This is a genomic window from Mycobacterium sp. NGS49, assembly GCF_059812565.1.
This window is the reverse complement of record NZ_JCALCX010000018.1, coordinates 87,027-100,760: the sequence shown is the minus strand read 5'-3', so window position 1 is coordinate 100,760 and position 13,734 is coordinate 87,027. Positions and strand designations below refer to the sequence as shown.

The window sequence follows — 13,734 nt, the reverse complement described above, 5'->3', positions numbered from 1 at the left end:
CCCACCCCCGACGGTGAGCATCAGAAGAACCGGAATCGTACAGCACGGCCGCCCGCCGTCAGGACTGCCGGACCGCCTCCTGGGCGAGCTGGACCCGGGAGCTGAAACCGAGCTTGGTGTAGACGTGGGTGAGGTGGGTCTGCACGGTACGTGGTGAAACGAAGAGCCGCTCGGCAATGTCCCGGTTCGAAAGCCCTTCCTTGACAAGGTGTATCACGTCCAACTCGGCGCGGGTCAATGATGGCCAGCCACTGGTTGCTCGCCTGCGTTCACTCCGGCCGCGTTGCGCGTGGGTGATCGCGTCGGAAGTGGACAGCTCAGCCCCTTCAGCCCAGGCGCCGGCCATCTCGTCGTCGCCCAGGGCGGCTCGCAGGGCATCCAGCGACGACTCGTAGTCGCCGTCGTAGATCTTCAGACGCAGCGAACCGGTACGCCGCCGATGCGCGTCGGCCGCACCGAACAGGCGGGCCGCCTCGCGGTGGTCGGCGTCGTCGAGGGCCAGACGCGCCAGGCACTCGAGGATTGCCGGAACACAGTTGTGGGCCCCGGATTCGGCGGCGCGCGACAGTGCGTCGTACGCGTCGCGCCGGGCCTGGTCGGGTTCATTCTGTGCCATCGCTACGCGGCAGCGTGTCGTCAGCGCCAACGACAGGTGCCAGCCCGAGGTTGTTGCCACGCCCTCGTCAACACACTGGCGGGCGGCCGCGATGTCTCCGCATGCCAGTTGGACCTCGGCCCGGATGGCGCGCCAGAAGTTTGCGGTTTGGGGTTGAACGTTGAGGTTCTGCCAGGTCTTGTTGTCCGCCTCGCTCGCCGTGCCCACGTCGCCACTGGCCAGAGCGGCCAGCGCCAGCGTCGAATAGCCGAGTCCCACAAAGTATTCGCCGAGTTCGGCGGCTGCATCGATGGCGGCCTCGCTGGCCGCCCGGGCGCCACTCACGTCGCCCTGGTAGGCCAGGGCATCGCCCAGGCCTTTGAGGCTCAGCGAGGTGAAAACGTCCGCCTCGGGGCCGTCTTCGACGAGGTCGCCGAACTGTGCGGCCGCTCCGGCTAGGTCGCCCTGCCACAACTGTGCATAGGCCACCGCCAAGCGACACTGACGCGACCCGATCCGATCCCCGATCAGGTCACCCAGATCCCGCCCCTCGCTGCCCAGCGCGTGCGCCGCGTTGGCGTCGCCGGCGACGATCGCCGCGCTGCTTTGCCAGCTCAGGATCTGGCTGAGCCGCCAGCGGTCTCCCAGGAGGCGAGCGACGCGGGCCGCCTCGCCGAAATAGGTCTGGACCGAATCGGTTTGGTAGTTGAAGCCGGCGGTCAGGCCGCACGCCGTGAGGGCACGGGCGGTCAACGCCGCGTCGTCGAGTTCGCGGGCGATCTTCAGCGATTGTTGAGCCTCCACGATGCTGGCGGGGGCGTCCGCGAACATGCCCAGAACGGCCTTGTCGGCCAGCGCGCGGGCCCGCACCGCGGCAGCCACCTCGATGCCGTCCGTATCTGCCTGTGCCATAAGGGATTCGAACCATTGACGACCCTCTGCGATGCGCCCCCCGGCAAGCCACCACGGCTGCAGGGCCGACGCCAGCATGAACGCCGATTCGATTTCGGAACTGTCCCGATACCAGGCCAGCGCGGCACGCAGGTTGTCGATTTCGGTCTCGATGCCGTGCAGCAGGCCCAGGTAGTCGCTGCGTCCGGGACTGTCGAGCACCACCGCCATGGATAGGTAGTGCGCGGCGTGACGCGTACGCGTGGCTTCGACTTCTCCTGCCTCGGCGAGCCGCTCCATCGCGAACTGACCGATTCCCTCGAACCGCCGGTAACGGGTGCGGCCGGGCGAACTCTCCGCCGCAATTAGCGACTTGTCGACCAACGATGACAAGCCGTCGAGCACCTGATAACGCGACATGTCCGGCGAGCCGGCGACGGCGTGCGCCGCATCGAGGTCGAAGGTGCCGCCGAAAACCCCCAGCCGACGAAACAGCACTTGTTCGGCATCGCTGCACAGTCCGTGCGACCAGGCTATCGACGCCCGCAACGTCTGGTGGCGACGCAGCCCGGTGCGCGCACCACCGGTGAGCAGCCGGATCTTGTCCTCGAGGCCCGATACGATCTCGGGGAGGGAAAGTGAGCGCACCCGCGCGGCCGCGAGCTCGATCCCCAGCGGTATTCCGTCCAGCCTCCGGCAGATCTCGCCGACCAGGGCTGCGTCGTCGTCGGTGATGACGAATTCGGGCCGGGCGATGCGTGCCCGGTCGGCGAAGAAGGCGATGCTGTCGTCGTAGGACAGCGGCGGTACCCGCCATATCACTTCGCCGGCCACCGCCAGTGGCTCGCGGCTGGTGGCGAGCATCGTCACCCCGGTGCAGGAGCGCAGCAGCCCTCCGATCCGCCGGGCGGCGCTGTCGAGCAGGTGCTCGCAATTGTCCAAGACAATCAACACCCGGCGCTGGCCAAGGTGACTTAGCACCGCTTCGTCCACCGAGCGACCGGACTGGTCCGGGACTCCAAGAGCTCGCGTCACCGCGGCCGGTGCAAAGTCCAGACTGGCTACCGGCTCGAGGTCGACGTAGTACATGCCGTCGGGGAACGCCGACGCCGACTGGGCAGCGACCTGGACGGCAAGGCGGCTCTTGCCGATGCCGCCCGCGCCGATCAGGGTCACCAGCCGGCTGTTCTGCAGGATCGCGGTCACCTCGGCCGTCTCGCGGTTGCGGCCAACGAAGTTGGTCAGGTGCACCGGAAGTGGGGCCGGCCCGCCGCTGTGCGCCGTGCACAGCGGCGGGAAGTCGTTGTGCAGGTCCGGATGGCACAGCTGGTGGACCGGTTCCGCGGCGGCCAGGTCGCGCAGCTGGTGTGCGCCGCAGTCGCGCAGCCAGGCCTTGGCCGGAAGCTGTTCGGCGACCATGTCGGCGGTGATGGACGACAGCAGCGTTTGCCCACCGTGGGCCAGGTCCCGCAGCCGGCCGGCCCGGGTGAGGGTGGTGCCGACATAACCGGTGGCGTCCTCGCTCAACTGCGCATCGCCGGTGTGCAGGCCGATATGCAACCGAATCGGGTCCAGCTCCGTCAACTGCAACTGCAGCGCGCAGGCCACCGCGTCGCCGGCTCGCCCGAAGGCGACTACGAAGCGGTGATCTTCGCAATGCCCGATCGGCCGGGCGGCGCCGTAGGTGGTGATCAGCTCCGTCAGGGTGCGGTCCAGCAGCTCGAAGGCGCGCATTGCCTGGGCAGGCTGCCCCGGTTGCGCCCGCGTCGCACCCTGAATATCGGCTACCAGCAGCGTCACCGTACCGGTCAGCAACTCGTCACGCTCCCGTTGGCCCGTCGCGGAGAGAGTGGGTCCCGCTCATGGTAGCCAGGTTGGACCGCTCCGGGCACCAGATCTGAGCGGAAGTACGTATGGCGGGCTCGCACCCCCGCAAAACCTACGACCCCCGCAAACCGAAATACGTAGAACAGCCGATGCTGTGGACGGTTCGCACACGCGACAGTTGGTTCATCGAACCTTTCGAGCCATTCGAGCCGACCAACGAAGGAAACACCAGTGAGCAAGATCCGCACCCGCGCCACCGCCATCCTCGGTCTCGACGGTGAGGGCCCGACCCCGAGGCGCGCCGCCAAGCGGCAGTCCCAGCCGAAGCGTTACGCGTTCCTCGAGTCCTCGAGCATGTCCCGCGCGATGGACCGTTTCTGAAATATCATCGTCGGTGTGCTGCCCGAGCGCATTCGCACCGGCGAGGCACAACTGCATCTTCTGCCCGACGGCCGTGAGCTGGCCTACCTGGAGTGGGGCGACGCCACCGGGTATCCCGCGTTCTACTTCCACGGCACGCCCAGCTCTCGACTCGAAGGTGCGTTCGCCGACCGCGCCGCGCAGCGCACCGGCTTCCGGCTGATCGCGGTCGACCGCCCCGGATTCGGGCGTTCGACATTCCAGCGGGGACGCACCTTCGCCGATTGGCCGGCCGACGTGTGCGCGCTGGCTGATGCCCTCGGGACGGACGAATTCGGTGTCGTCGGGCACTCGGGCGCCGGACCGCACTTGTTCGCCTGCGGTGCACTGATCCCGCCGTCGCGGCTGCGGTTCGTCGGCGCGCTCGGGCCGTGGGGGCCACTGGCAACGCCCGAGATCGTGAGCGCCCTCAACACGGCCGACCGCTGCTACAGCTACCTCGCGCGGCGCGGATCCTGGACGTTCAACGCGGCATTCGCCCCGCTGGGCTGGTGCGCCAAGTACTGGCCAGGGTTGTTCTGCCGGCTGGTGACGGCGTCGCTGCCCGAGGTGGACAGGCAGCGCCTGCAAGACGAACTCTTCCTGAGGCACTTCCGCGCCGTCCAACTCGAAGCGTTCCGGCAAGGCGGTCGCGGCGCTGCCTACGAATCGTTCCTCGAGTACCGGCCGTGGAACTTCGGGGTCGGCGAGATCGCCGTGCCCACCCATATCTGGCAGGGTGACCGCGACTCCTTCATTCCGCGTGCGATGGGGCATTACCTCGAGCAGGCCATCCCCAACGTGGATCTGCACTGGGCCGAAGGGAAGGGCCATTTCAACATCGAGGACGGGGACGCGATTCTTGCCGCCTGCGCGGCCGAGATCTAGGTCAGTCCGAAAAGCGAACCCACAAAGGCGACCGGCAGCCACAACGCCAGCGCGGCATAAATCGGGATGAGCAGCAGAAAACCCAAATAATAGAGAAAGGCCAACGTTTGCCAGAACAACCCCGTCACCGTGTCGATCAGCGATGAGAGCAATTGGTCGAATGAGGGGATTGCGGCGGCGGTCGCGGGCTGCAACAACGACGCGTTGGCGGCATCGGCGGCGGCGTACGAATTCGCTGCCGCGGTGAGATGCTGGACGAACTGTTGCTGGTAAGCCGCGGCTTGCCCGGCCGCAGTTTGATAGTCCTGGCCGAAGCGGGAAAACAGCTGCGCGACGGACGCTGACACCTCATCGGCGGCCGCGGGCAGCACCGCTTGGGTGGCGGCGGCTGTCGTCTCGTTCGCCGCGCCGAGCGCGTGACCAATGGTCGCCACCTGGGTTGCGGCCTGGGCGAGCAGGTCCGGCACGGCGACTACCGCGGACATGGCGATCATGCAAACAGTGCCGAGCCGATCGGGGCAAGTGCAGCACCTGTGCGCCGCTCAGTCGTGGTCCAATCGACATCTCTTCGAGACGCCGGGGGTTGTCGGCCTTGTAGCCCGCTGTACTGCCGCTATAGCAACCCATCCGTACCCGCGGCACCGCCGACCCCGCCGGTGCCACCGGATCCGGCGGCGCCGATCAGCGCCGCGGCGCCGCCGTAGCCGCCGTTGCCGCCGTTGCCGCCGGATGCGCCGCCGGCATAGCCGGGGTTGCCTGCACCACCGCCGCCGCCATTACCGCCGGTCCCGTAGAGCCAGCCGGCCGCTCCGCCGCTGCCGCCGGCTCCGCCGGTGCCGCCAGTGAACCCGCCGGGTGACGTCGTGGTACCGCCAATCCCTCCACTCCCGCCAGCCCCGCCGCTACCGATGAGCAATCCGCCGGCGCTCCCGGTGCCTCCGCTGCCGCCGGTACCGCCGATGTAGTAGAGGCTTCCGCCGCCGGCGCCGCCGGCCCCGCCGGCCTGGCCATCACCGATCAACGCGACGATGCCGCCCGTGCCCCCGCTGCCGCCGTAGCCGCCGATGTAGCCTCCATAGCCACCGGTCCCGCCGACCCCGCTCACTCCCGCGGCGCCGGTGAACCACCCGCCAGATCCGCCATTGCCGCCCCTGCCGCCGTAGCCGCCGTTCAGGTAGCCTTCGCCGCCGATGCCGCCGACCGCACCCGCCCCGCCTGCGCCGAACAGCCCGGCTGCGCCACCGTGGCCGCCGGCACCGCCGGCACCGGCGTAGTAACCGAACGTCGCGTCACTCGCGTCTCCGCCGAGTCCGCCTTGTCCGCCACCGCCCGCGTTGCCGAACAGCCAGCCGCCGGCCCCGCCGTCACCGCCCGTGCCGCCGTTGCCGCCGTTGAAACCGAATAGATTCGGGTCCGTCGTGTTGGACCCGCCGCCCGGTCCGCCGGTCCCGCCTTGTCCGCCGACCCCTCCGGTGCCCCAGAACCTGGCGGCGCCTCCGGCCCCCCCGTTGCCGCCGTTGGTCCCGTTGGTGCCCGGGACGCCCGGTGCGCCGGCGCCGCCGTTGCCGCCCGCCCCGCCGTTGCCGTACCACCACCCGCCGGCACCGCCGGTTCCGCCATTGGCCCCCACGCCGCCGGCTCCGCCGACTCCGCCGTTGCCGATCAGTCCGGCAGCACCACCGGCACCACCAGCCTGCCCCGGTGCGCCGGACCCACCGGCGCCACCGTTGCCGAACAACCATCCGCCGTCGCCGCCGTCCTGGCCGGTGCCCGGCGCCCCAGCGGCTCCGTCACCGATCAGTGGGCGGCCGAGAATGTCTGGAACGGGGCCACCGCCATACAGCCGCCCACCGGCGCCCGCGCTGCCGGCGCCGCCAGCCCATCCGGGCAGCCCACCGAACGTGTTGGAACCGGCAGTCCCGCCAGTTCCGCCGATACCGCCGGCGCCGATCAGCTGGGCTGATCCGCCATTGCCGCCCTGGCCGCCATTGCCGCCGGTGTAGCTACCACCGGTAGCTGCACCCCCCGCGCCGCCGGCGCCACCCGCTCCGCCGTTGCCGAAGATGCCACCACCGATACCGCCGGAACCGCCATTGCCTCCGTTGCCCGGTCCCACCGAGGTGCCGAGGGAGACGCCGGCGTCTCCGCCGTGCCCGCCCACTCCGCCGTTGCCGATTAACCATCCGCCGGCCCCGCCGGCACCGCCGGCACCACCTCGGCTCGTGTAGAAATAGGTTGCTGCACCCGCTCCGCCGGCACCACCGGCCGCGCCGTTACCGAACAAACCGGCGGCACCGCCGTTGCCGCCAGTCCCGCCGCTGCCGGGGAAAAAGCCATACGAGGCACTGTCGGCGCCGCCACCGATTCCGGCGTCGCCGCCGGTACCCGCGACTCCGCTCAGCCAGCCACCGCGGCCGCCGTTGCCGCCATTACCGCCGTCACCCCCACCCTGGGCGCCGCTGGGGCCGCCGGCGCCACCCGTCCCGCCCGCCCCGCCGGCACCGAACAGCCCGGCAGCACCACCGGAACCACCGTCGCCACCGCGGCCACTCCACCCGCCGCCATTCGCAAAATTGCCGTCGCCGCCTAACCCGCCGTGACCACCGGATCCGGCGTCGCCGAAGAGCCACCCGCCGGCCCCGCCGCTTCCGCCAATGCCGCCGGTGCCGCCGTTCAGGCCGATGACCCCGGTAGCGCCGGGGTCTCCACCGGCGGTGCCCCCGGTGCCCCCGGCCCCGCCCGCCCCGCCGATGCCCCACCAGCCGGCAGCCCCACCACTGCCACCGTTGCCGCCGTTGGAGCCGTTGAAGCCCGGCAGGCCTGCGGCGCCGTTCCCGCCGGCCGCCCCGGCACCGCCATTGCCGTACAGCCAACCCCCGGCTCCGCCGGCTCCGCCGGCTGCCCCCGGCCCGCCGACACCGCCCCATCCGCCGTTGCCGATCAGGCCGGCGGCGCCTCCGGCACCGCCCGCCACGCCGGGATTGACGCCGGCCGCGCCATTGCCGCCATTGCCGTACAACAACCCGCCGGCGCCGCCGGCCTGGCCCGGTGCTGTGCCGTCTGCGCCGTTGCCGATGAGTGGACGTCCCAATAATGTCTGCGTGGGCGCGTTGACGATGTCGAGCACCGGCTGCAGCGGCGTGACGTTGGCCGCCTCGGCGCCGGCATAAGAGCGGGCCCCCGCGGCCAAGGCCTGCACGAACTCGACATGAAATGCCGCCGCCCGCGCGCTGAGCGACTGGTATTGCCTCGAGTGTGCGGCAAAAAGCGCGGCGATCTGGGTGGAAACCTCATCGGCTGCCGCGGCTGCCAATTTCGTCGTCGGGGCGACCGCTGCGGCATTGGCACCGTTGATCGTCGCTCCTAGTTCCGCCAGATCAACAGCAGCGTCCGCCATAAACTCTGGCGCGGTGATCACAAAGTGCATCGTGCCTCGCATTTCTTGAGTACCCGCGAAAAGGCCGAGGCGAATCGTATAGCTGCGTCGCCTGGTGCGTTGCTCAATTGGGCAGACTCATTGCCAAGGAATGGAATTTCCGCCCAATGGGGGATGTTATCGCCGACCATATTCAATATCGGAAGATTGCAACGCGATTCTAGCGGGTGTGGCGTGTGAGTCGGCGAGGCGCCGAATATCGCACCCAATGTGAATGGCAGATGAATCGTGAGTGCCTCGTGATCGGAAGCAGCACAAAAACGAGGTAACGAAGCGCGTGACTTCTACCGCAGGGAGTCAGGTTGTCCGTCGCGGAGTTGAAAATCTGGTCCAGCGACGGGATGGCAGCAGCGGCAGCCCGGTCACGGGTCCGTCGTGGTCAATCCGCGGCTCGCAGCCGGCTCGCGCGCTATTCGCGCCTGAGCCGCGACTCCACAAAGCTTTCCAGCTTCTCCCAGGCCCGCACCGCCGAGGCGTATGGCCCCGCGGGCTTGCTCACCGAGTCGGGCTCGAGCACGTAGGTGATCAGCTTGCCCAGCGGCTTGCCCTTGTCCAGCGACTTCTCGACGGTGCTCTCCTCGGAATAGTCGCCGATGTCGCGCAGCAGTTCGACGGCCAGTTCGAGCTGCTCGCGGTCAACCGCCTCGGGGCCGTCGGCGAAGTCGTCGGCCAGCCCGCTGAGCACGTAGACATTCTCGTCGGTGATGTCGATCTTGAGCGAGCCGTCAGTGGCGGCGGTGCGGATGTCGTCGTAGGTCGCCAGATCCGACAGGTCGTGGTCGTGCTCGTCGGCAAGGTAGCGGGCAAGTGCCCGCTCGGAGGTGAACACGCTGATGCGGCCGTTGCGGCCGAGGAAGATCGGACGGTCGTCGAGGTAGCAGCGCAGCGTGTAGAAGGTGCCGGCGCCGGTCATGATCCGGATCGGGTCGATGCCCACCTGCGCCCAGAAGTCTTCGTCAGTGCCCAGCACGACGGTGTCGCCCTCGGCGCGGTCCTCTTCCTCGTCTTCCGCGTCCTCGTCTTCTTCGTCGTCTCCCTCGCTGTCGTCCGCTTCCTCGGCGGACTCCTCAGCGCTGTCTTCGGCCTCGTCGGTCTCCTCGACCTCGTCTTGCTCGACTTCCTCCTCGAGCTCTTCGGCGGCGCGCTCGGACAGCTTCTCGTCCACCTCGGGCGTGCTGACCACGTCGTCGATGGCCTTGAGCACGTCATCCCAGCTGCGTCCGATGATCTCGGCGATGGCATCCCACCGTTTCTGCCCGGCCCTGCCGGTGAAGTGCTCGATACCGCCGGACACGGTGCCCAGGGTGGGGTTGCCGTTGAAGAACTTCGATACCGCCGGCAGCTCGCACACCGACCCGATGGACGACACGATCGCCAGCGTCCCGGCCAGCGCGGTCACCGACTCCTCGTTGGGTTTTTCGGCCACCAGCTCCTCGACGGCCACCAGATCGAACAGTCTGTCCTGCGCCGGGTCCAGTTTGTGTGCGTGCGCCTCCTTGATGTCCTTCCAGCTGGGGTGGTCGACCAGATCGTTGTCGTCATCGCTGCGGACGAACGCGACCAGGTCCGCAACACTGTCGAAGACGTACAGGTCTTCGTCCTTGCCCAGGAACGCCTCCCACTCGTCCCCGGAGTCGCGCCAGCGCGGCGCCCACAACGTGTAGCGGTCACCTTCGGACAGGCTCAGGCGGATGGGCACGAGGTCAGCAGCCATGCGGCACACAATAGCGACCCGGCCTGTCGGTGCTTACCCGCCCCAAATACTTGCGATCACCGGAGCATTCGCTGCGTAGCCCGTTTTGGGCAGCCCGTACATCTCCTCCAGCGTCGAAAGCACGTTGTAGTGGCTGATGGTTTCGTTCGAGCTGCCGGGCCGCACGTGCGCACCGTAGAACACCGTGGGGATCTGATTGCGCGGGCCGCCGTCGTCCTCGTCCCACGTGACGATCAGCAGGCTGTTGTTGGCCTTCGCCCAGGTCGCGTATGCCGACATCCGGCTGTTCAGCCAGGCGTCGCCCTGGGCGATCGAGCCGTCGTGCATGTTGTTGTCGTTGTTGGGGATGACGAATGACACGGTCGGCAGGCTCGGGTAATTGTTCGGCTGCGGGAAGGCGGAGAACGGCACCGAAACCGTAGGGGGGACGTTGCTGAAGTTGACCCAGGGCACATGCTTGCGTGCGTACTTTCCGGCGCTGCAGGCCGTCGAGCCGACCGCAGGCAGGTCCTCGGAGTAGCCGCCGAAGGTATGGCCGGTGGCCAGCAGCTCTGAAGCCAGGTTCGGTTGGGCGCCGACGTTGACCGGGCAACTGTCGTTGGTCAGCCCGAAGGTGTTGCCGGCGAACAGGGCCAGATAGTTCGGTTCGCTCGGATGCGTCTCGGCGAACGACTGCGCCATCATGGCGCCGCCGGCGGCCAGTGCGTTGATGAACGGCGCCGCCTTGTTGCCGATGATGTTGGCCTGCGAGCGGTTCTCCTCCACCACTACCACCACGTGCGTATACGCCGGCAGCGCCGCCGCGGCCGGCGTCACGCGGGGAGCCGGCGCCAGCGCCGTGCACAATGCCGCCAAGGCGCAAAACAGCCTGGTCAGATGCCGTCCGAGCCCCCGCATGCCGGGAGTATATGGGTGGTCCGGACCCGCCGGCGCCGCCGAAAGGCGCGTGTCAGCAGGACTGGATCCGATTGTTATATAGAGTCACCCAGTGGACATCCACGTCATCGACCATCCCTTGGCAGCGGCGCGGCTGACCGTGCTGCGTGATGAGCGCACCGACAACGCCGCCTTCCGGGCCGCGTTGCGAGAGCTGACGCTGGTACTGCTCTACGAAGCCACCGGTGATGCGCCCACCGTGCCGGTCGCGATTCGCACGCCCGTCGGCGAGACCGCCGGGGTGCGCCTCGCCAAGCCGCCGCTGTTGGTGCCGGTGCTGCGGGCCGGGCTCGGCATGGTCAACGAGGCGCACGCGGCGCTGCCAGAGGCGCACGTCGGCTTTGTCGGCGTGGCCCGCGACGAGAAGACGCATCAGCCCGTGCCGTATCTCGAGTCGCTGCCCGACGACCTCGCCGATCTGCCGGTGATGATTCTGGACCCGATGCTGGCCACCGGCGGGTCGATGGTCTACACGATCGGTCTGCTGGTGGCCCGGGGGGCCACCGACATCATCCTGCTGTGTGTGTGCGTGGCGCCGGAAGGCATCGCCGCCGTAGAGAAGGTGGCGCCGAACGCGCGGCTCTACACCGCGGCGATCGACGACGGACTCAACGAGACCGCCTTCATCGTGCCCGGGCTGGGCGACGCGGGCGACCGTCAGTTCGGGCCGCGCTGACTCACCACTGTCGAATCGTCGTGACCAGCTCCGCGCGCAGCGCTGCGGCCCGCTGCCGGGCGGCAGCCAAACCTTCGTGCACCGCGCACCGAACCTCCACGTAGCACTTCACCTTTGGTTCGGTGCCCGAGGGTCGCACGACCACGCGCACCGTCGTGTCGTCGTCACCGCCGGTGAGGATCAGGGCGTCGGCGATGTCGGCCTGGGTGGCGGCGAAACCGGCCAGCCGATCCGGCGGCGCCCGGCGCAACCGGCGCAGCACGGCCGCCGCCTCCTCCGCGTCGGCGACGCGGCGCGGTACCGCGGCAACCTCGTGCACGCCGTAACGCCGGGCCAGTTCGTCCAGCAGCTCAGGCACCGAACCGCTGTCCAGCGAGGCCACCAGGTCACACACCAACACCGCGGCGCTGATGCCGTCCTTGTCCCGCACCGCCTGCGGGTCGACACAGTGCCCGATCGCTTCCTCGTAGGCGTAGACCAATGTCCCGGGACGCTCTGCGTCCGCGCGCGCCAGCCATTTGAACCCGGTGAGGGTCTCGACGTGCACCGCGCCGTGGTGCGCGGCGATCGCGGCCAGCATGCGGGAGGACACCACCGTGCTGGCCACGATTCTGTTGCGGGCCGGTGGCCCGCCCCGCGCCTGCGACAGGATGTAATCGCCCAGCAGCCAACCGGTTTCGTCGCCCGATAACATTCGCCAGCCCGATGCGGTCGGTATCCCCACCGCGCACCGGTCGGCGTCGGGATCCAGCGCGATGGCGACATCGGCGCCGACGTCGGCGGCCAGGGCGAGCAGCGCGTCGGCGGCGCCGGGTTCCTCGGGATTGGGGAATGCGACGGTCGGGAAGTCGGGGTCCGGCGCGAACTGCGCGCCGACCACGTGCACGTCGTCGAATCCGGCCCGGTGCAAGGTCTCGAAAGCTATCGCGCCGCCCACGCCGTGCATCGCCGTCAGGGCCACCCGGACCGAACCGGCGCCGCGCCGCACCCCCGCCGCGCGGCGGATGTACCGCTCGACCAGATCGGTGTCGGCCGGTGCGATGGCGGTCCGGGGAATCTGGTCGGCCGGGGGAGCGGTCTTCATGGCGGCCTCGATCTGGCGGTCGGTGGGCGAGACGATCTGGATGCCGCCGTCGAGATACACCTTGTAACCGTTGTCGATCGCGGGATTGTGCGACGCGGTGATCTGTACGCCCGCCGCCGCCCCGGTGGCGCGCACCGCGAAGGCGAGCACCGGCGTGGGCACCGGATCGGGCAGGAATGTCACCGAAAACCCCTGTGCAACAAGCACTTCTGCCGTAGCCGTCGCGAATTCGGTTGAGCCGTGGCGGGCGTCGCGACCCACGATCACCGCCGCGGGGGGCCCCAGTACCCGGCCCAGCGCCCAGCTGGCCCGCAACACCACGGCCAGGTTCATCGCGTCCGGCCCGCCGCGCACCGGGCCGCGCAGGCCCGCGGTGCCGAACGTCAGTGGGCGCGCGAACCGGGCCGCGAGTTCAGCGGGATCCAGCGCGGCGAGTTCGGCGGCCGTCTGTGGATCGGGGTCGTGGGCGATCCAGTCCTGCGGATCCACGGATCAGAACCGGGCGATCACGTCGGCCAGCAGCGAGCCCATCCGGGCGGCGGATGCGGCGCCGGCGGCCAGCACCTCGGCATGGCTCAGCGGTTCACCGGTCATGCCGGCCGCCAGGTTGGTCACCAGCGATACCCCCAGCACCTCGGCGCCGGCGGCCCGCGCGGCGATGGTCTCGTGCACCGTCGACATGCCCACCAGGTCGGCGCCCAACACACGCAGCATCCGGATCTCGGCGGGCGTCTCGTAATGCGGTCCCGGCAGGCCGGCGTACACGCCTTCGGCCAGCCCCGGGTCGCAGGCGCGGGCCAGCGCGCGCAGGCGCGGCGCGTACGCGTCGGTCAGGTCGACGAACTGCGCTCCCACCAGCGGCGACCGGGCCGTCAGGTTCAGGTGGTCACTGATCAGCACCGGTTGTCCGACCTGCATGTCGGTGCGCAGGCCGCCCGCGGCGTTGGTGAGCACGACGATGCGTGCCCCGGCCGCGCAGGCCGCCCGGACCGGGTGCACCACGTGCTGCAGGTCATGCCCCTCGTAGGCGTGGATGCGCCCGGCCAGCACCAGCACCCGGTGACCGCCGGCCGGCACCGACAAGATCTCCCCGGCATGCCCCGCCGCCCTGGGTGGTGCGAACCCGGGGACCTCGGCCTGGGGCAACACGGCGGTCGGGGAACCCAGCGCGGCGACGGCCGGTGACCACCCCGACCCCAGCACCACCGCGACGTCGTGCTCGGCGATTCCGGTGCGTTCGGCGATGACACCGGCCGCCTGGGCTGCGAGGTCGCTGGTCACACTGGGC

9 protein-coding genes and 2 pseudogenes are annotated in these 13,734 nt (G+C 69.5%); 3 read left to right on the top strand and 8 right to left on the bottom strand.

Features of this window, described 5'->3' with window-relative positions; translation table 11 throughout:
* Positions 1-58: 58 nt before the first annotated feature.
* On the bottom strand, positions 59-3,301 hold the full coding sequence (locus AC5Y7D_RS19735; RefSeq protein WP_499926906.1) for a helix-turn-helix transcriptional regulator: 3,243 nt from the start codon (positions 3,299-3,301) through the stop codon (positions 59-61).
* A 243-nt stretch (positions 3,302-3,544) separates the two neighbouring features.
* Here AC5Y7D_RS19735 and AC5Y7D_RS19730 point away from each other — a divergent pair, with 243 nt between their 5' ends.
* Positions 3,545-3,694 (top strand): hypothetical protein, encoded by a 150-nt coding sequence (locus AC5Y7D_RS19730; protein ID WP_499926904.1) that lies wholly within the window; start codon positions 3,545-3,547, stop codon positions 3,692-3,694.
* A 15-nt stretch (positions 3,695-3,709) separates the two neighbouring features.
* Positions 3,710-4,600: an alpha/beta fold hydrolase gene (locus AC5Y7D_RS19725; protein ID WP_499926902.1), complete on the top strand. Its 891-nt coding sequence runs from the start codon at positions 3,710-3,712 to the stop codon at positions 4,598-4,600.
* Here the strand turns inward: AC5Y7D_RS19725 and AC5Y7D_RS19720 are convergent.
* From AC5Y7D_RS19720 to AC5Y7D_RS19700, 5 genes and pseudogenes are all read right to left on the bottom strand, one after another.
* Positions 4,597-5,067 (bottom strand): PE family protein, encoded by a 471-nt coding sequence (locus AC5Y7D_RS19720; RefSeq protein ID WP_499926900.1) that lies wholly within the window; start codon positions 5,065-5,067, stop codon positions 4,597-4,599. The genes AC5Y7D_RS19725 and AC5Y7D_RS19720 overlap by 4 nt on opposite strands.
* 1,136 nt (positions 5,068-6,203) lie before the next feature.
* Positions 6,204-6,413: pseudogene (locus AC5Y7D_RS19715) on the bottom strand (PGRS repeat-containing protein); the annotation flags it as partial.
* 1,113 nt (positions 6,414-7,526) lie between these two features.
* Positions 7,527-7,997: pseudogene (locus AC5Y7D_RS19710) on the bottom strand (PE family protein); the annotation flags it as partial.
* Between the two features lie 448 nt (positions 7,998-8,445).
* Positions 8,446-9,750, bottom strand: coding sequence for a protein export chaperone SatS (gene satS / locus AC5Y7D_RS19705; RefSeq protein WP_499926898.1), 1,305 nt, complete (start codon positions 9,748-9,750; stop codon positions 8,446-8,448).
* Positions 9,751-9,783: 33 nt separating this feature from the next.
* Positions 9,784-10,647, bottom strand: a complete 864-nt coding sequence (locus AC5Y7D_RS19700) for an alkaline phosphatase family protein (protein ID WP_499926896.1) — start codon at positions 10,645-10,647, stop codon at positions 9,784-9,786.
* A 91-nt stretch (positions 10,648-10,738) separates the two neighbouring features.
* Here AC5Y7D_RS19700 and upp point away from each other — a divergent pair, with 91 nt between their 5' ends.
* Positions 10,739-11,362 (top strand): uracil phosphoribosyltransferase, encoded by a 624-nt coding sequence (gene upp / locus AC5Y7D_RS19695; RefSeq protein WP_499926894.1) that lies wholly within the window; start codon positions 10,739-10,741, stop codon positions 11,360-11,362.
* Between the two features lies 1 nt (position 11,363).
* On the opposite strand, the gene AC5Y7D_RS19690 is transcribed toward upp, so the two are convergent.
* Positions 11,364-12,935, bottom strand: coding sequence for a phospho-sugar mutase (locus AC5Y7D_RS19690; RefSeq protein ID WP_499926892.1), 1,572 nt, complete (start codon positions 12,933-12,935; stop codon positions 11,364-11,366).
* 3 nt (positions 12,936-12,938) lie between these two features.
* Positions 12,939-13,727, bottom strand: coding sequence for a purine-nucleoside phosphorylase (locus tag AC5Y7D_RS19685; RefSeq protein ID WP_499926890.1), 789 nt, complete (start codon positions 13,725-13,727; stop codon positions 12,939-12,941).
* Positions 13,728-13,734: the final 7 nt, after the last annotated feature.

What these genes read in the sequence shown, in the direction of transcription:
- AC5Y7D_RS19700 (WP_499926896.1), bottom strand. Translation starts at nt 10,647, where the DNA reads ATGCGGGGGCTCGGACGGCATCTGACCAGGCTGTTTTGCGCCTTGGCG.
- satS (WP_499926898.1), bottom strand. Translation starts at nt 9,750, where the DNA reads ATGGCTGCTGACCTCGTGCCCATCCGCCTGAGCCTGTCCGAAGGTGAC.